The sequence below is a fragment of the Kitasatospora sp. NPDC022856 genome (assembly GCF_055561235.1).
In genome coordinates this window covers 174,781-188,936 of record NZ_JBVHHE010000007.1, presented here as the reverse complement: position 1 = coordinate 188,936, position 14,156 = coordinate 174,781, and the positions used below count along the sequence as shown (strand labels likewise).

26 protein-coding genes are annotated in these 14,156 nt (G+C 66.5%); all 26 read left to right on the top strand.

Going from position 1 to position 14,156, the window contains the following annotated elements; genetic code table 11:
- A complete protein-coding gene (gene rpsS / locus ACZ34W_RS11225) occupies positions 1–282 on the top strand; it encodes a 30S ribosomal protein S19 (RefSeq protein ID WP_030055821.1) in 282 nt (93 codons plus the stop codon).
- 50 nt (positions 283–332) lie between these two features.
- Positions 333–680, top strand: coding sequence for a 50S ribosomal protein L22 (gene rplV, locus ACZ34W_RS11220; protein WP_329488124.1), 348 nt, complete (start codon positions 333–335; stop codon positions 678–680).
- Positions 680–1,504 carry a 30S ribosomal protein S3 gene (gene rpsC, locus ACZ34W_RS11215; protein WP_327677868.1) on the top strand — a complete coding sequence of 275 codons (825 nt, stop codon included), beginning with the start codon at positions 680–682 and terminating at the stop codon, positions 1,502–1,504. Before rplV ends, rpsC begins: the two co-directional genes overlap by 1 nt.
- A 5-nt stretch (positions 1,505–1,509) precedes the next feature.
- Positions 1,510–1,929, top strand: coding sequence for a 50S ribosomal protein L16 (gene rplP / locus ACZ34W_RS11210; protein WP_030393299.1), 420 nt, complete (start codon positions 1,510–1,512; stop codon positions 1,927–1,929).
- The gene (gene rpmC, locus ACZ34W_RS11205) at positions 1,929–2,153 is read left to right on the top strand and encodes a 50S ribosomal protein L29 (RefSeq protein ID WP_063348970.1); all 225 of its coding nucleotides are present in this window, start codon (positions 1,929–1,931) and stop codon (positions 2,151–2,153) included. Before rplP ends, rpmC begins: the two co-directional genes overlap by 1 nt.
- Complete coding sequence (rpsQ, locus tag ACZ34W_RS11200; RefSeq protein ID WP_030055826.1) at positions 2,153–2,425, top strand: 30S ribosomal protein S17; 273 nt, start codon at positions 2,153–2,155, stop codon at positions 2,423–2,425. Before rpmC ends, rpsQ begins: the two co-directional genes overlap by 1 nt.
- Before the next feature lie 102 nt (positions 2,426–2,527).
- Complete coding sequence (rplN, locus tag ACZ34W_RS11195; protein WP_030393301.1) at positions 2,528–2,899, top strand: 50S ribosomal protein L14; 372 nt, start codon at positions 2,528–2,530, stop codon at positions 2,897–2,899.
- Between the two features lie 15 nt (positions 2,900–2,914).
- Entirely contained in the window at positions 2,915–3,226 is a 312-nt protein-coding gene (rplX, locus tag ACZ34W_RS11190) for a 50S ribosomal protein L24 (protein ID WP_030055828.1), read from the top strand.
- A complete protein-coding gene (rplE, locus tag ACZ34W_RS11185; protein ID WP_030300393.1) occupies positions 3,226–3,795 on the top strand; it encodes a 50S ribosomal protein L5 in 570 nt (189 codons plus the stop codon). The genes rplX and rplE overlap by 1 nt, the downstream gene beginning before the upstream one ends.
- A 4-nt stretch (positions 3,796–3,799) precedes the next feature.
- Positions 3,800–3,985 carry a type Z 30S ribosomal protein S14 gene (locus tag ACZ34W_RS11180; RefSeq protein ID WP_030393303.1) on the top strand — a complete coding sequence of 62 codons (186 nt, stop codon included), beginning with the start codon at positions 3,800–3,802 and terminating at the stop codon, positions 3,983–3,985.
- A 274-nt stretch (positions 3,986–4,259) separates the two neighbouring features.
- Positions 4,260–4,667, top strand: coding sequence for a 30S ribosomal protein S8 (gene rpsH / locus ACZ34W_RS11175; RefSeq protein ID WP_031063036.1), 408 nt, complete (start codon positions 4,260–4,262; stop codon positions 4,665–4,667).
- Positions 4,668–4,689: 22 nt separating this feature from the next.
- The gene (rplF, locus tag ACZ34W_RS11170) at positions 4,690–5,229 is read left to right on the top strand and encodes a 50S ribosomal protein L6 (RefSeq protein ID WP_329488120.1); all 540 of its coding nucleotides are present in this window, start codon (positions 4,690–4,692) and stop codon (positions 5,227–5,229) included.
- Positions 5,230–5,232: 3 nt separating this feature from the next.
- Positions 5,233–5,616 carry a 50S ribosomal protein L18 gene (gene rplR, locus ACZ34W_RS11165; protein ID WP_209414075.1) on the top strand — a complete coding sequence of 128 codons (384 nt, stop codon included), beginning with the start codon at positions 5,233–5,235 and terminating at the stop codon, positions 5,614–5,616.
- 48 nt (positions 5,617–5,664) lie between these two features.
- Positions 5,665–6,288, top strand: a complete 624-nt coding sequence (gene rpsE / locus ACZ34W_RS11160; protein ID WP_030055834.1) for a 30S ribosomal protein S5 — start codon at positions 5,665–5,667, stop codon at positions 6,286–6,288.
- Positions 6,288–6,470 carry a 50S ribosomal protein L30 gene (rpmD, locus tag ACZ34W_RS11155; RefSeq protein WP_030300409.1) on the top strand — a complete coding sequence of 61 codons (183 nt, stop codon included), beginning with the start codon at positions 6,288–6,290 and terminating at the stop codon, positions 6,468–6,470. The genes rpsE and rpmD overlap by 1 nt, the downstream gene beginning before the upstream one ends.
- A 2-nt stretch (positions 6,471–6,472) precedes the next feature.
- Positions 6,473–6,925: a 50S ribosomal protein L15 gene (gene rplO / locus ACZ34W_RS11150; protein WP_380382401.1), complete on the top strand. Its 453-nt coding sequence runs from the start codon at positions 6,473–6,475 to the stop codon at positions 6,923–6,925.
- 320 nt (positions 6,926–7,245) lie between these two features.
- Positions 7,246–8,556, top strand: a complete 1,311-nt coding sequence (gene secY / locus ACZ34W_RS11145) for a preprotein translocase subunit SecY (protein WP_329488118.1) — start codon at positions 7,246–7,248, stop codon at positions 8,554–8,556.
- The gene (locus tag ACZ34W_RS11140) at positions 8,556–9,209 is read left to right on the top strand and encodes an adenylate kinase (RefSeq protein ID WP_329488117.1); all 654 of its coding nucleotides are present in this window, start codon (positions 8,556–8,558) and stop codon (positions 9,207–9,209) included. Before secY ends, ACZ34W_RS11140 begins: the two co-directional genes overlap by 1 nt.
- 131 nt (positions 9,210–9,340) lie before the next feature.
- Positions 9,341–10,180, top strand: coding sequence for a type I methionyl aminopeptidase (gene map / locus ACZ34W_RS11135; protein ID WP_329488116.1), 840 nt, complete (start codon positions 9,341–9,343; stop codon positions 10,178–10,180).
- A gap of 138 nt (positions 10,181–10,318) precedes the next feature.
- On the top strand, positions 10,319–10,744 hold the full coding sequence (gene mscL, locus ACZ34W_RS11130) for a large conductance mechanosensitive channel protein MscL (RefSeq protein ID WP_329488115.1): 426 nt from the start codon (positions 10,319–10,321) through the stop codon (positions 10,742–10,744).
- A gap of 196 nt (positions 10,745–10,940) precedes the next feature.
- Positions 10,941–11,162 (top strand): translation initiation factor IF-1, encoded by a 222-nt coding sequence (infA, locus tag ACZ34W_RS11125; RefSeq protein WP_003956442.1) that lies wholly within the window; start codon positions 10,941–10,943, stop codon positions 11,160–11,162.
- Positions 11,163–11,195: 33 nt separating this feature from the next.
- Positions 11,196–11,309 (top strand): 50S ribosomal protein L36, encoded by a 114-nt coding sequence (gene rpmJ, locus ACZ34W_RS11120; RefSeq protein ID WP_003956441.1) that lies wholly within the window; start codon positions 11,196–11,198, stop codon positions 11,307–11,309.
- A 179-nt stretch (positions 11,310–11,488) separates the two neighbouring features.
- Entirely contained in the window at positions 11,489–11,869 is a 381-nt protein-coding gene (gene rpsM, locus ACZ34W_RS11115) for a 30S ribosomal protein S13 (protein WP_329488114.1), read from the top strand.
- Between the two features lie 72 nt (positions 11,870–11,941).
- Entirely contained in the window at positions 11,942–12,349 is a 408-nt protein-coding gene (gene rpsK, locus ACZ34W_RS11110; RefSeq protein ID WP_030232513.1) for a 30S ribosomal protein S11, read from the top strand.
- Between the two features lie 129 nt (positions 12,350–12,478).
- Positions 12,479–13,501: a DNA-directed RNA polymerase subunit alpha gene (locus ACZ34W_RS11105; RefSeq protein ID WP_030232516.1), complete on the top strand. Its 1,023-nt coding sequence runs from the start codon at positions 12,479–12,481 to the stop codon at positions 13,499–13,501.
- A gap of 126 nt (positions 13,502–13,627) precedes the next feature.
- The gene (gene rplQ / locus ACZ34W_RS11100) at positions 13,628–14,116 is read left to right on the top strand and encodes a 50S ribosomal protein L17 (protein ID WP_329488111.1); all 489 of its coding nucleotides are present in this window, start codon (positions 13,628–13,630) and stop codon (positions 14,114–14,116) included.
- The last annotated feature ends 40 nt before the right edge of the window (positions 14,117–14,156 follow it).

Below are 14,156 nucleotides of genomic sequence, written 5' to 3'. Positions count from 1 at the left end.
ATGCCGCGCAGTCTCAAGAAGGGCCCCTTCATTGACGGCCACCTTCTCAAGAAGGTGGACGCTCAGAACGAGGCGGGTACCCAGAACGTCATCAAGACCTGGTCCCGTCGCTCCGTGATCTTCCCGGCCATGCTCGGCCACACGATCGCGGTGCACGATGGCCGCAAGCACGTCCCGGTGTTCGTCACCGAGTCGATGGTCGGCCACAAGCTCGGCGAGTTCGCGCCGACGCGTACCTTCCGCGGTCACGTCAAGGACGACCGCAAGTCGAAGCGTCGCTAGTCGCCAGCGAGATTACCGACTCAATGACTTACACCAGCAAGGGGACAACCATGGAAGCCAGGGCCCAGGCGCGGTACATCCGCGTCACGCCCATGAAGGCCCGCCGCGTGGTGGACCTCATCCGTGGCCTGAACGCCACGGAGGCCCAGGCGGTCCTGCGTTTCGCTCCGCAGGCCGCTACCGTGCCGGTCAGCAAGGTGCTCAACAGCGCCATTGCCAACGCCGCGCACAACTACAACCACTCCAACGTGGACGACCTCGTCATCAGCGAGGCGTACGTTGACGAGGGCCCGACCCTGAAGCGGTTCCGTCCGCGTGCCCAGGGCCGTGCCTACCGGATCCGCAAGCGGACCAGCCACATCACCGTGGTCGTCAGCAGCAAGGAAGGGACCCGGTAATGGGCCAGAAGGTTAACCCGCACGGGTTCCGCCTCGGCATCAGCACGGACTTCAAGTCCCGCTGGTACGCCGACAAGCTGTACAAGGACTACGTCAAGGAAGACGTCGCCATTCGTCGCATGATGACGAAGGGCATGGAGCGCGCCGGCATCTCGAAGGTTGAGATCGAGCGCACCCGCGACCGCGTCCGCGTCGACATCCACACCGCGCGCCCCGGCATCGTCATCGGTCGCCGTGGCACCGAGGCCGACCGCATCCGCGGCGACCTGGAGAAGCTGACCGGCAAGCAGGTCCAGCTGAACATCCTCGAGGTCAAGAACCCCGAGCTGGACGCCCAGCTCGTGGCTCAGGGCGTCGCGGAGCAGCTGTCCTCCCGCGTCTCCTTCCGCCGTGCCATGCGCAAGTCGATGCAGGGCACCATGAAGTCCGGCGCCAAGGGCATCAAGGTCCAGTGCTCCGGTCGTCTCGGCGGCGCCGAGATGAGCCGTTCGGAGTTCTACCGCGAGGGCCGTGTGCCGCTGCACACCCTGCGCGCGAACGTCGACTACGGCTTCTTCGAGGCCAAGACGACCTTCGGCCGTATCGGCGTGAAGGTCTGGATCTACAAGGGCGACGTCAAGAACATCGCCGAGGTCCGCGCTGAGAACGCCGCTGCCCGCTCGGGCAACCGTCCGGCCCGTCCCGAGGGTGGTCGTCCCGCCCGCGGTGGCGAGCGCCGTGGTGGCGAGCGCGGTGGCCGTGGCCGTCGTCCCGCCGGCACCGAGGCTCAGGCCCCGGTCGCCGCCGAGACCCCGGCTGCCGAGAACACCGGAACGGAGGCCTGACCCAAATGCTGATCCCCCGTCGGGTCAAGCACCGCAAGCAGCACCACCCGAAGCGCCGCGGCGCCTCCAAGGGTGGCACCGAGCTCGCCTTCGGCGAGTACGGCATCCAGGCCGTTACCCCGGCCTACGTGACGAACCGGCAGATCGAGTCCGCTCGTATCGCCGTCACCCGTCACATCAAGCGTGGCGGCAAGGTCTGGATCAACATCTACCCGGACCGTCCGCTGACCAAGAAGCCGGCCGAGACCCGCATGGGTTCCGGTAAGGGTTCGCCCGAGTGGTGGATCGCGAACGTGCACCCGGGTCGGGTCATGTTCGAGCTGTCGTACCCCAACGAGAAGGTGGCTCGTGAGGCGCTGACCCGCGCAGCTCACAAGCTCCCGATGAAGTGCCGGATCATCCGGCGCGAGGCAGGTGAGAGCTGATGTCGGCCGGCACCAAGGCTGCTGACCTCCGCGAGCTGGACAACGAGGGTCTCGTTGCCAAGCTCCGTGAGGCCAAGGAGGAGCTGTTCAACCTCCGCTTCCAGGCGGCGACCGGGCAGCTCGACAACCACGGACGGCTCAAGCTCGTCCGTAAGGACATCGCGCGGATCTACACCCTGATGCGCGAGCGCGAGCTGGGCATCGAGACGGTGGAGAACGCCTGATGACTGAGAACACCAACGAGACGCGCGGTTTCCGCAAGACCCGTGAGGGCCTCGTCGTCAGCGACAAGATGGACAAGACCGTCGTCGTCGCCGTCGAGGACCGCGTCAAGCACGCTCTGTACGGCAAGGTCATCCGCCGTACGAACAAGCTGAAGGCGCACGACGAGGCGAACGCCTGCGGCATCGGCGACCGGGTCCTCCTCGCGGAGACCCGCCCGCTGTCCGCGACGAAGCGCTGGCGCGTCGTCGAGATCCTCGAGAAGGCCAAGTAACGAAGTCGATGTGGTACGGCCGTATGTGCAACGGGTCCCTCGCGGGCGCCGGTGTGAGCAGCGGCCGGCCCGTCAGCTCTCGTTGACGATCAGGAGAAAGCTGTGATCCAGCAGGAGTCGCGACTGCGTGTCGCCGACAACACGGGCGCGAAGGAAATCCTTTGCATCCGCGTTCTCGGTGGTTCCGGTCGCCGCTACGCCGGTATCGGGGACGTCATCGTCGCGACCGTCAAGGACGCGATCCCCGGCGGTTCGGTCAAGAAGGGTGACGTCGTCAAGTGCGTCGTCGTCCGTACCGTGAAGTCGCGCCGCCGTCCCGACGGTTCGTACATCCGGTTCGACGAGAACGCCGCCGTGGTTCTCAAGAACACCGATGGTGACCCCCGCGGTACCCGCATCTTCGGCCCGGTGGGCCGCGAGCTGCGCGACAAGAAGTTCATGAAGATCATCTCGCTGGCGCCGGAGGTGCTCTAACCCATGGCGAACAGCATGAAGATCAAGAAGGGTGACCTGGTCCAGGTCATCACCGGCAAGGACCGCGGCAAGCAGGGCAAGGTCATCCAGGCCATGCCCGCCGAGAACAAGGTCCTGGTCGAGGGTGTCAACCGGGTCAAGAAGCACACCAAGCCGGGCCCGGGTACTCAGGGTGGCATTGTCACCGTCGAGGCCCCGGTGCACGTCTCCAACGTCCAGCTGGTCGTGGAGAAGGACGGCAAGAAGGTCGTCACCCGCGTTGGCTACCGCTTCGACGACGAGGGCAACAAGATCCGCGTTGCCAAGCGAACCGGTGAGGACATCTGATGTCTGAGACGTCTGTTGAGAAGGTGACCCCCCGTCTCAAGGAGCGTTACAACTCCGAGATCAAGGGTCAGCTGCAGGAGCAGTTCTCGTACGAGAACGTCATGCTGACGCCCGGCCTGGTCAAGGTCGTCGTCAACATGGGTGTCGGCGAGGCCGCCCGTGACAGCAAGCTGATCGAGGGCGCGATCCGCGACCTGACCGCGATCACCGGTCAGAAGCCGGCCGTGACCAAGGCTCGTAAGTCCATCGCGCAGTTCAAGCTGCGCGAGGGCCAGCCGATCGGCACCCACGTCACCCTCCGTGGTGACCGCATGTGGGAGTTCCTGGACCGTCTGGTGTCGCTGGCTCTGCCGCGTATCCGTGACTTCCGTGGTCTCTCCCCCAAGCAGTTCGACGGCCGTGGCAACTACACCTTCGGTCTGACCGAGCAGGTTATGTTCCACGAGATCGACCAGGACAAGGTCGACCGTCAGCGCGGTATGGACATCACCGTCGTGACCACCGCTCAGACCGACGACGAGGGCCGGGCGCTCCTGCGCGCTCTGGGCTTCCCGTTCAAGGAGGCGTGAGCCAATGGCGAAGAAGTCCCTCATCGCAAAGGCCGAGCGGAAGCCGAAGTTCGGCGTCCGGGCCTACACCCGGTGCCAGCGCTGCGGTCGCCCGCACTCGGTGTACCGCAAGTTCGGCCTCTGCCGTGTGTGCCTCCGTGAGATGGCGCACCGCGGCGAGCTGCCGGGCGTGACCAAGAGCTCCTGGTAGTCCTCTTCCCTTAGAGGGCAACCGCTCTAGTCGCATCACGCGAAGCAGGGTGCCCGATCCCACATCGCCCGTTTTTGGGCTCCCGTACGGAATCCCGTAAGGTAGTGGGGTCGGGCCCCCTGTCACGGTCGCTCCGTAGCGGCCGCTGACCCTCTTCGAGGGCTCGCACCCAGACTTACTACGTCGCAGGTCCCCTGCGCCTGTGCCCCGTGTTCCTCAGGAACACGGGGGACCTGGTGCGGAGAAACCACGGCGAGAGAGGCCTGAGGCCATCATGACCATGACCGACCCCATCGCAGACATGCTCACGCGTCTGCGTAACGCTAACTCGGCGTACCACGACTCCGTGGCGATGCCGGCCAGCAAGATCAAGGCGCACGTCGCCCAGATCCTGCAGCAGGAGGGGTACATCTCCTCCTACAAGGTTGAGGAGCCCGTCGAGGGCGAGGTCGGCAAGAAGCTGACCATCGAGCTCAAGTTCGGTCCCAACCGTGAGCGCTCGATCGCTGGCATCAAGCGGATCAGCAAGCCGGGCCTGCGGGTCTACGCAAAGTCCACCAACCTGCCGAAGGTGCTCGGCGGCCTGGGCGTGGCGATCATCTCCACGTCCTCCGGTCTCCTCACCGACAAGCAGGCAGCCAAGAAGGGCGTAGGCGGAGAAGTTCTCGCCTACGTCTGGTAATTCGGGAAACGGAGGTACAGCAATGTCGCGCATTGGACGGCTGCCCATCCCGGTTCCCGCCGGCGTGGACGTCACCATCGATGGCCAGGCGGTCTCGGTGAAGGGCCCCAAGGGCTCCCTCACCCACCATGTCGCCGCGCCGATCGAGATCGGCAAGGGCGAGGACGGCACGCTGCTCGTCACCCGCCCCAACGACGAGCGTCTGTCGAAGGCCCTGCACGGCCTTTCCCGCACGCTGGTGGCGAACATGATCACCGGCGTGACCGCGGGCTACCGCAAGTCGCTGGAGATCAGCGGTGTTGGCTATCGAGTCCTGGCGAAGGGCTCCAACATGGAGTTCCAGCTCGGCTACAGCCACCCGATCCTGGTCGAGGCCCCGGAGGGCATCACCTTCGTCGTCGAGTCGGCCACCAAGTTCCACGTGGACGGCATCGACAAGCAGAAGGTCGGCGAGGTCGCCGCGAAGATCCGCAAGCTGCGCAAGCCCGACCCGTACAAGGCCAAGGGCGTCAAGTACGCGGGCGAGGTCATCCGCCGCAAGGTCGGAAAGAGTGGTAAGTAAGCGATGAGCGTCTCTGTCAAGATCGGCAAGGGCAACGCCTACAAGAGCGCCGCTCGCAAGCGCCGCGCGATCCGCGTTCGCAAGCGCGTCGTCGGCACCGAGGTGCGTCCGCGCCTCGTTGTGACGCGCTCGAACCGTCACATGGTCGCCCAGGTCATCGACGACGCCAAGGGTCACACCCTGGCGTCGGCGTCCACCCTCGACGTGTCCATCAAGGGCGTCGAGGGCGACAAGACCGAGCTGGCCAAGAAGGTCGGGAGCCTGGTCGCCGAGCGCGCCAAGGCCGCCGGCATCGAGTCGGTCGTCTTCGACCGCGCGGGCAACCGGTACGCAGGCCGCATCGCCGCTCTGGCCGATGCTGCCCGTGAGGCCGGGCTCGACTTCTAAGCCGCTCGTCGGCTCAGTCGACGGACGTAATCGAGAGAGGTAATTCCAATGGCTGGACCCCAGCGCCGCGGTAGCGGCGCCGGCGGCGGCACCGGCGGTGGCGAGCGGCGTGACCGTAAGCGTGACGACCGGGGCAATGCCCCCGCCGTCGAGAAGACCGCTTACGTCGAGCGCGTCGTTGCGATCAACCGTGTCGCCAAGGTTGTCAAGGGTGGTCGTCGTTTCAGCTTCACCGCGCTGGTCGTGGTGGGCGACGGTGACGGCACCGTAGGTGTCGGTTACGGGAAGGCGAAGGAGGTTCCGGCCGCCATCGCCAAGGGTGTTGAGGAGGCCAAGAAGAACTTCTTCAAGGTCCCCCGTATCCAGGGCACCATCCCTCACCCGATCCAGGGCGAGAAGGCTGCCGGTGTCGTGCTCCTGAAGCCGGCTGCCCCCGGTACCGGTGTTATCGCCGGTGGCCCGGTGCGTGCCGTGCTCGAGTGCGCCGGTATCCACGACATCCTGTCGAAGTCGCTCGGCTCCGACAACGCGATCAACATCGTGCACGCCACGGTGGCCGCTCTGAAGGGCCTCGTGCGCCCCGAGGAGATCGCCGCCCGTCGTGGCCTGCCGCTGGAGGACGTGGCTCCCGCCGCTCTGCTGCGGGCTCGTGCTGCAGGGGTGAGTGCCTGATGGCTCGCCTGAAGATCACGCAGACCAAGTCCTACATCGGCAGCAAGCAGAACCACCGCGAGACGCTGCGCTCGCTGGGTCTGAAGCGCATGCACGATGTGGTCGTCAAGGAGGACCGTCCCGAGATCCGCGGGATGGCCCAGACCGTGCGTCACCTCGTCACGGTCGAGGAGGTGGACTGATTATGGGCGACTCGCCGATCAAGGTTCACAACCTGCGTCCCGCCCCGGGTGCCAAGACCGCCAAGACCCGTGTCGGTCGTGGTGAGGGCTCCAAGGGTAAGACCGCCGGTCGTGGTACCAAGGGCACCAAGGCCCGCTACCAGGTTCCGCAGCGCTTCGAGGGTGGCCAGATGCCGCTCCACATGCGCCTGCCGAAGCTGAAGGGCTTCAAGAACCCGTTCAAGATCACGTTCCAGGTTGTCAACCTCGACAAGCTGGCCGAGCTCTACCCGCAGGGTGGCGAGGTCACTGTCGAGGACCTGATCGCCAAGGGCGCGGTTCGCAAGAACTCCCTCGTCAAGGTGCTCGGCACCGGCGAGATCTCGGTCGCGCTGCAGGTGACGGTCGACGCCGTCTCCGGCTCCGCCGCCGAGAAGATCACCGCCGCCGGCGGTACCGTCACCGAGCTCGTCTGAGCCCGCTGACTCCCCACGAGCCCCGCACCTCCTTCACGGAGGTGCGGGGCTCGTGCGTTGTCCCGGTGGTCCGTAGCCGCACTCAAGTGGGTACGGGCCTCGTTCTTTTGTGTGGCAAACCCGGGCATCCCGTACCCCGTGAGTGGGGGAGGGGCCGTACGCGCTTCTTTCGAGCGGCCGCGCACTGTTAGAGTCCGTGGAGTTCCCTTGTAGGCTGCGCGTAGGCTCGCCTGTGCCGTCTGTACGGGGGCCCGAACCGCAAACTCCCCATTCAGGACCGACCCTCCCGCCGACGACGCGCGGGAGGCGCAGGAGGCACCGTGCTCAGTGCGTTCGCGCGGGCGTTCCAGACGCCCGACCTGCGCAAGAAGCTGCTGTTCACGCTGGGCATCATGGTGCTGTTCCGGCTGGGCTCCCACGTCCCGGTACCCGGGGTCAGCTTCCAAGCTGTCAACGAATGTGTGAAGGACACCAAGAGCAGCGGATTGTTCGGGCTCGTCAACCTGTTCAGTGGTGGCGCGCTCCTCCAGCTCACGATCTTCGCGCTCGGCATCATGCCGTACATCACGGCCAGCATCATCCTCCAGCTCCTCACCGTCGTGATCCCGCGGCTCGAGGCGCTGAAGAAGGAGGGGCAGGCCGGTACCGCGAAGATCACCCAGTACACGCGCTACCTGACCATCGCGCTCGCCGTGCTCCAGGGCACCGGCATCGTGGCGACGGCCTCCAGCGGCGCGCTGTTCTCGGGTTGCGTCTACGCCAACCAGATCGTGCCGGACCAGTCGGTGTTCCGGATCGCCGTCATGGTGATCACGATGACCGCCGGCACCACGTTCATCATGTGGCTGGGTGAGCTGATCACCGACCGCGGCATCGGCAACGGCATGTCGATCCTCATCTTCACCTCGATCGCCTCGGGCTTCCCGGGCTCGATGTGGGCGATCAAGACCTCCGGCACCATCGGCGGCGGCTGGGTCGAGTTCCTCTCCGTGGTCGCGGTGGGCGTCATCGTTGTGATGCTGGTCATCTTCGTGGAGCAGGCGCAGCGCCGGATCCCGGTGCAGTACGCGAAGCGGATGATCGGGCGCCGCGCCTTCGGCGGCACCTCGACCTACATCCCCCTCAAGGTGAACCAGGCCGGTGTCATCCCGGTCATCTTCGCCTCGTCGCTGCTGTACATCCCCGCCCTGGTGGTCCAGCTGACCAGCAGCCAGGCCGGCTGGGCGACGTGGATCAGGACCAACTTCGTCAAGGGTGACCACCCGGTCTACATGGCCACCTACTTCCTGCTGATCGTCTTCTTCGCCTTCTTCTACGTCGCCATCTCCTTCAACCCCGAAGAAGTTGCCGACAATATGAAGAAGTATGGTGGGTTCATCCCGGGCATCCGGGCCGGCCGGCCGACGGCCGAGTACCTGAACTACGTGCTCACCCGCATCACGTGGCCGGGTTCGCTCTACCTGGGCCTGATCGCGTTGATCCCGATGATCGCCCTGGTGGCCTTCGGGCAGCAGACCAACTTCCCGTTCGGCGGCACCAGCGTTCTCATCGTCGTCGGCGTCGGACTCGAAACTGTGAAGCAGATCGAGAGCCAGCTCCAGCAGCGCAATTACGAAGGGTTCCTCCGCTGATGCGTATCGTCCTCGTCGGACCTCCCGGGGCCGGGAAGGGTACTCAGGCGCACCTGCTCGCCAAGACCCTGTCCATTCCCCACATCTCCACCGGCGACCTGTTCCGCGCCAACATCGGTCAGGGCACCCCGCTGGGGCTCGAGGCCAAGAGCTTCATGGACGCGGGTCGCCTGGTACCGGATGAGGTCACCATCGGGATGGCCAAGGACCGCATGCTCCAGCCCGACGCCGGCAACGGCTTCCTGCTCGACGGCTTCCCGCGCAACCTTGGCCAGGCCAAGGCGCTGGACGAGTTCCTGGCCGAGCAGGGCATCGCGCTGGACGGCGTGCTGGACCTGGAGGTTCCCGAGGACGAGGTCGTCCGCCGGATCGCCGGCCGTCGCCTGTGCCGCAACGACGGGGGCCACGTGTTCCACGTGGACTACAACCCGCCGAAGGCCGAGGGCGTCTGCGACGAGTGCGGCGGCGAGCTGTACCAGCGCTCGGACGACACCGAGGAGAAGGTGCGGACGCGGCTGGAGGTCTACCACACCGAGACCGAGCCGATCATCGACTACTACGCCCAGCAGGGCCTGGTGGCGACGATCCCCGCGCTCGGCAAGGTGGACGAGGTGACCCAGCGCGCGATCGAGGCGCTGAAGCAGGACAACTGACATTACCGAGCGACGCCGTACGGCCGCGCCGCCCCTCGCCGGGGCAGCGCGGCCGTACGGCGTCGTACGGTGGAACGAGTGCACGGCCGTCCGGCAAGGACCGGGCGGGAACCCTAGGAAGGCGTGACCAGATGGTGGAGATCAAGACCCCCGAGCAGATCGCGAAGATGCGAGTGGCCGGGCTGGTCGTCGCCGAGGCGCTCAAGGCCTGCCGGGAGGCGGTCGCTCCGGGGGTGACCACCCAGGAGCTCAACGACATCGCGGACAAGGTCATCACCGACCACGGCGCCACCTCGAACTTCCGCGCCGACCACGGCGGGCTCTGGTTCCCCGGGGTGATCTGCGCCTCGGTGAACAACGAGGTCGTGCACGGCATCCCCGGTGACCGGGTGCTCCAGGAGGGCGACGTCATCTCGATCGACTGCGGCGCCATCGTGGACGGCTGGCACGGCGACGCGGCGATCACCGTGGCGGTCGGCGAGGTCCGCCCCGAGGTGGAGATGCTCAGCCGGGTCACCGAGGGCTCGATGTGGGCCGGCATCGCCCAGATGAAGAAGGGCAACCGCCTGGCGGACGTCTCCAAGGCGATCGAGGGCTTCATCCGGCGCCAGCCGCTCCCGCCGAAGGGCAAGTGGGGCATCACCGAGGGCTACGGCGGCCACGGCATCGGCACCGCGATGCACATGGAGCCGCACGTGCTGAACTACGTCGAGCGGGGGCGCGGCAAGGGCCCCAAGCTGATCCCCGGCACCGTGCTGGCGATCGAGCCGATGGTCTCGCTGGGCACTCCGCACACCACCGTGCTGGAGGACGACTGGACCGTCGTGACCACCGACGGCACCTGGGCCTCGCACTGGGAGCACTCGGTGGCCGTCACCGAGCAGGGCCCGCTGGTCCTGACGGCCTTCGACGGCGGCCGCGCCGAACTCGCGAAGCTGGGCATCACCGCAGCTCCGGACCCCCTCGGGTAGTCGCGGAGGCGGTCAACTACCGCGTCCGACAACGGATCAGAGCCCTGGGGGTTTGGACCTCCAGGGCTTTTGTCCTATTTTTATCGGCTGGCAGTGGCTTCACTGGCTTCAGCGGCTTCGATCAAGCAGGAGAGTGCAGTGCTCAAGGGATTCCGCGACTTCATGATGCGCGGCAACGTGGTCGACATGGCCGTCGGTGTCGTCATCGGTGCGGCCTTCACCGGCGTGGTGACCGGCTTCGTGTCGGCCTTCCTCACCCCGCTGGTCGGCGTGGTGGTCGGTGCCGCCGGGGACTTCAGCTCCTACAAGGCCAACCTGGGCGGGGTCATCTTCCCGTGGGGGCAGTTCCTCAACGTGCTGATCGCGTTCCTTATGACCGCCGCGGTGCTGTACTTCTGCGTCGTGCTGCCGGTGACCAAGGCCACCGCCCGCTACCTGCCGAAGAAGCCGAAGTCCCCGAAGCGCCCCTGCCCCGAGTGCCTGACCGAGATACCGCAGGCCGCGCGCCGCTGCAGCGCCTGCACCGCCCACGTCGAGCCGCTGGTGGTCAGCCCCGGCCTGTGACGGCCGGACGGGCGGCGCCGGCCGCGTCCGGCGGCCTCGTTTTGGCCCATCGGGCGCACTGGCGTAGGATGGACCGTCGGCTCACTCGTAGCGTGCTCCAGCACGCCCTCTTCCCTCTCGGGGGACGGGGTGGACCCAGGTTCGCACGAGCGTGCCGCATACGGTAGCCGGTCCCGGAAGGTGGATCTCGCAGTTCATGGCTAAGAAGCAAGGCGCCATTGAGATCGAGGGCACCGTGATCGAGTCTCTTCCGAACGCGATGTTCAAGGTCGAGCTGCAGAACGGTCACAAGGTCCTCGCGCACATCAGCGGCAAGATGCGCATGCACTACATCCGCATCCTGCCGGACGACCGGGTCGTGGTGGAGCTCAGCCCCTACGACCTCACGCGCGGCCGGATCGTCTACCGCTACAAGTAAGAACGTCAGATCTAGACCCGGAGAACCTGAAGCATGAAGGTCAAGCCGAGCGTCAAGAAGATCTGCGACAAGTGCAAGGTGATCCGCCGTCACGGCCGGGTCATGGTGATCTGCGACAACCTGCGCCACAAGCAGCGCCAGGGCTGATCAGTTCTCCCCAGCATTTCTCGTAGTACTTCGCGCGACGCGAAAACGTCATAAGCGGGCTACCCGATCCGCCCTTCGCAGGGCGGACTGCCACCCCCGGTCAGAGGCCGGGGCTCCCACACCGTGAGGTGTCGGAGTAGGTAGCACGCAAGACCTCTGAAGAAACACAGGAGCCTTGAATGGCACGCCTCGCCGGCGTTGATCTCCCCCGTGAGAAGCGGATCGAGATCGCCCTTACCTACGTGTACGGCATCGGTCGTACCCGCGCCCAGCAGACCCTGGCCGAGACCGGTGTCAGCCCGGATGTCCGCGTTCGCGACATCTCCGAGGAAGACCTCGTCAAGCTGGGTCAGTACATCGACGCCAACTACACGGTCGAGGGTGACCTCCGCCGTGAGGTGGCCGCCGACATCCGCCGCAAGGTCGAGATCGGCTGCTACGAGGGTCTGCGTCACCGCCGCGGCCTGCCGGTCCGCGGTCAGCGCACCCACACCAACGCGCGTACCCGCAAGGGCCCGCGTCGCGCGATCGCCGGCAAGAAGAAGCCGGGCAAGAAGTAGTCCGTCCCGTCACCGGACATCCCTCCGGCCCGCGGGTCAGCGGACCGACCACCTCAGTAGGAGAACAGACTTATGCCCCCCAAGGGTCGTCAGGCTGCCGGCGCGAAGAAGATCCGCCGCAAGGAAAAGAAGAACGTCGCTCACGGCCACGCGCACATCAAGAGCACGTTCAACAACACCATCGTTTCGATCACCGACCCCGCGGGCAACGTGATCTCCTGGGCCTCCGCCGGCCACGTCGGCTTCAAGGGCTCGCGCAAGTCCACCCCGTTCGCCGCGCAGATGGCCGCCGAGGCCGCTGCCCGTCGCGCGCAGGAGCACGGCATGCGCAAGGTCGACGTCTTCGTCAAGGGTCCGGGCTCCGGCCGTGAGACCGCGATCCGCTCGCTCCAGGCCACCGGCCTGGAGGTGGGCTCGATCCAGGACGTCACCCCCACCCCGCACAACGGCTGCCGTCCGCCGAAGCGCCGCCGCGTCTGACGCAGCGCCTTCGGGCACTGGTGTTCGCTTGACACCGCGTACGGGGTCCCGGTTCGTCCGGGACCCCGTACGCTGGTTCTGTTCGGCATCAAATAGTGGGTGCCGAAGACAACTGGAGGATCTGAAAACATGCTGATCGCTCAGCGTCCCTCGCTGACCGAAGAGGTCGTCGACGAATTCCGCTCGCGGTTCGTGATCGAGCCGCTGGAGCCGGGCTTCGGCTACACCCTCGGCAACTCCCTTCGCCGCACGCTCCTCTCCTCGATCCCCGGTGCCGCTGTCACCAGCATCCGGGTCGACGGCGTCCTGCACGAGTTCACCACCGTGCCGGGCGTCAAGGAGGACGTCACCGACCTCATCCTCAACATCAAGCAGCTGGTCGTCTCCTCGGAGCACGACGAGCCGGTCGTGATGTACCTGCGCAAGCAGGGCCCGGGTGTGGTCACCGCCGCCGACATCGCGCCGCCGGCCGGTGTCGAGGTGCACAACCCCGAGCTGGTCCTCGCCACGCTGAACGGCAAGGGCAAGCTGGAGATGGAGCTGACCGTCGAGCGCGGTCGCGGCTACGTCTCCGCCGTGCAGAACAAGGCTTCCGGCCAGGAGATCGGCCGCATCCCGGTCGACTCGATCTACAGCCCCGTGCTGAAGGTCACCTACAAGGTCGAGGCGACCCGTGTCGAGCAGCGGACCGACTTCGACAAGCTGATCGTCGACGTCGAGACCAAGCCCGCCATGCGCCCGCGCGACGCCATGGCCTCGGCCGGCAAGACCCTGGTGGAGCTGTTCGGTCTCGCCCGCGAGCTGAACATCGACGCCGAGGGCATCGACATGGGCCCGTCCCCCACGGACGCCGCCCTGGCCGCCGACCTGGCGCTGCCGATCGAGGAGCTCGAGCTCACCGTTCGGTCGTACAACTGCCTCAAGCGCGAGGGCATCCACACCGTGGGTGAGCTCGTCGCCCGCTCCGAGGCCGACCTGCTCGACATCCGCAACTTCGGTGCGAAGTCGATCGACGAGGTCAAGGCGAAGCTGGCCGGCATGGGCCTGGCCCTCAAGGACAGCCCGCCCGGGTTCGACCCGACCGCCGCCGCCGACGCCTTCGGCGCCGACGACCTGGACGACGCGGGTTACGCGGAGACCGAGCAGTACTAAGAGTTTGCTGGTGGGGGCGGTTCCCCGGAGCCGCCCCCGTCATCATGAAAGCCGTACGGGCACCGTGCCCGTACGCCCGCTGCGGTACCTGGTACGGCCGCAGTCGGAGATTCAAGGAGTAATTCCATGCCGCGTCCCACCAAGGGTGCCCGCCTCGGCGGCGGCCCCCACCACGAGCCGCTGCTGCTGGCCGGCCTGTGCCGGGAGCTGTTCCAGTACGGCCGCATCACCACGACCGAGGCCAAGGCCCGTCGGATGCGCCCGCTGGCGGAGAAGCTGATCACCAAGGCGAAGAAGGGCGACATCCACAACCGTCGTCTGGTTCGCAAGACGATCACCGACATCTCCGTGCTGCACACCCTCTTCACCGAGATCGCGCCGCGCTACGAGAACCGCCCGGGTGGCTACACCCGTATCACCAAGATCGGTCCCCGTCGTGGCGACAACGCCCCGATGGCCGTGATCGAGCTGGTCGAGGCGCTGACCGTCGCGCAGACCGCCGTCGGCGAGGCCGAGGGTGCCACCAAGCGCGCCGTCAAGGAGGCCGAGGCCAAGGTCGAGGAGACCAAGGTCGAGGACACCAAGGCCGACGAGGCCGAGGCCGAGCAGGCCTGACGCCTTTGGGTGCAGTGCGGGCCCGCTCTCCCATTCCGTG

Coding starts and splice junctions, on each gene's coding strand:
- rpsS (WP_030055821.1), top strand. CDS start 1: ATGCCGCGCAGTCTCAAGAAGGGCCCCTTCATTGACGGCCACCTTCTC.
- rplV (WP_329488124.1), top strand. CDS start 333: ATGGAAGCCAGGGCCCAGGCGCGGTACATCCGCGTCACGCCCATGAAG.
- rpsC (WP_327677868.1), top strand. CDS start 680: ATGGGCCAGAAGGTTAACCCGCACGGGTTCCGCCTCGGCATCAGCACG.
- rplP (WP_030393299.1), top strand. CDS start 1,510: ATGCTGATCCCCCGTCGGGTCAAGCACCGCAAGCAGCACCACCCGAAG.
- rpmC (WP_063348970.1), top strand. CDS start 1,929: ATGTCGGCCGGCACCAAGGCTGCTGACCTCCGCGAGCTGGACAACGAG.
- rpsQ (WP_030055826.1), top strand. CDS start 2,153: ATGACTGAGAACACCAACGAGACGCGCGGTTTCCGCAAGACCCGTGAG.
- rplX (WP_030055828.1), top strand. CDS start 2,915: ATGAAGATCAAGAAGGGTGACCTGGTCCAGGTCATCACCGGCAAGGAC.
- rplE (WP_030300393.1), top strand. CDS start 3,226: ATGTCTGAGACGTCTGTTGAGAAGGTGACCCCCCGTCTCAAGGAGCGT.
- ACZ34W_RS11180 (WP_030393303.1), top strand. CDS start 3,800: ATGGCGAAGAAGTCCCTCATCGCAAAGGCCGAGCGGAAGCCGAAGTTC.
- rpsH (WP_031063036.1), top strand. CDS start 4,260: ATGACCATGACCGACCCCATCGCAGACATGCTCACGCGTCTGCGTAAC.
- rplF (WP_329488120.1), top strand. CDS start 4,690: ATGTCGCGCATTGGACGGCTGCCCATCCCGGTTCCCGCCGGCGTGGAC.
- rplR (WP_209414075.1), top strand. CDS start 5,233: ATGAGCGTCTCTGTCAAGATCGGCAAGGGCAACGCCTACAAGAGCGCC.
- rpsE (WP_030055834.1), top strand. CDS start 5,665: ATGGCTGGACCCCAGCGCCGCGGTAGCGGCGCCGGCGGCGGCACCGGC.
- rpmD (WP_030300409.1), top strand. CDS start 6,288: ATGGCTCGCCTGAAGATCACGCAGACCAAGTCCTACATCGGCAGCAAG.
- rplO (WP_380382401.1), top strand. CDS start 6,473: ATGGGCGACTCGCCGATCAAGGTTCACAACCTGCGTCCCGCCCCGGGT.
- ACZ34W_RS11140 (WP_329488117.1), top strand. CDS start 8,556: ATGCGTATCGTCCTCGTCGGACCTCCCGGGGCCGGGAAGGGTACTCAG.
- map (WP_329488116.1), top strand. CDS start 9,341: ATGGTGGAGATCAAGACCCCCGAGCAGATCGCGAAGATGCGAGTGGCC.
- infA (WP_003956442.1), top strand. CDS start 10,941: ATGGCTAAGAAGCAAGGCGCCATTGAGATCGAGGGCACCGTGATCGAG.
- rpmJ (WP_003956441.1), top strand. CDS start 11,196: ATGAAGGTCAAGCCGAGCGTCAAGAAGATCTGCGACAAGTGCAAGGTG.
- rpsM (WP_329488114.1), top strand. CDS start 11,489: ATGGCACGCCTCGCCGGCGTTGATCTCCCCCGTGAGAAGCGGATCGAG.
- rpsK (WP_030232513.1), top strand. CDS start 11,942: ATGCCCCCCAAGGGTCGTCAGGCTGCCGGCGCGAAGAAGATCCGCCGC.
- ACZ34W_RS11105 (WP_030232516.1), top strand. CDS start 12,479: ATGCTGATCGCTCAGCGTCCCTCGCTGACCGAAGAGGTCGTCGACGAA.
- rplQ (WP_329488111.1), top strand. CDS start 13,628: ATGCCGCGTCCCACCAAGGGTGCCCGCCTCGGCGGCGGCCCCCACCAC.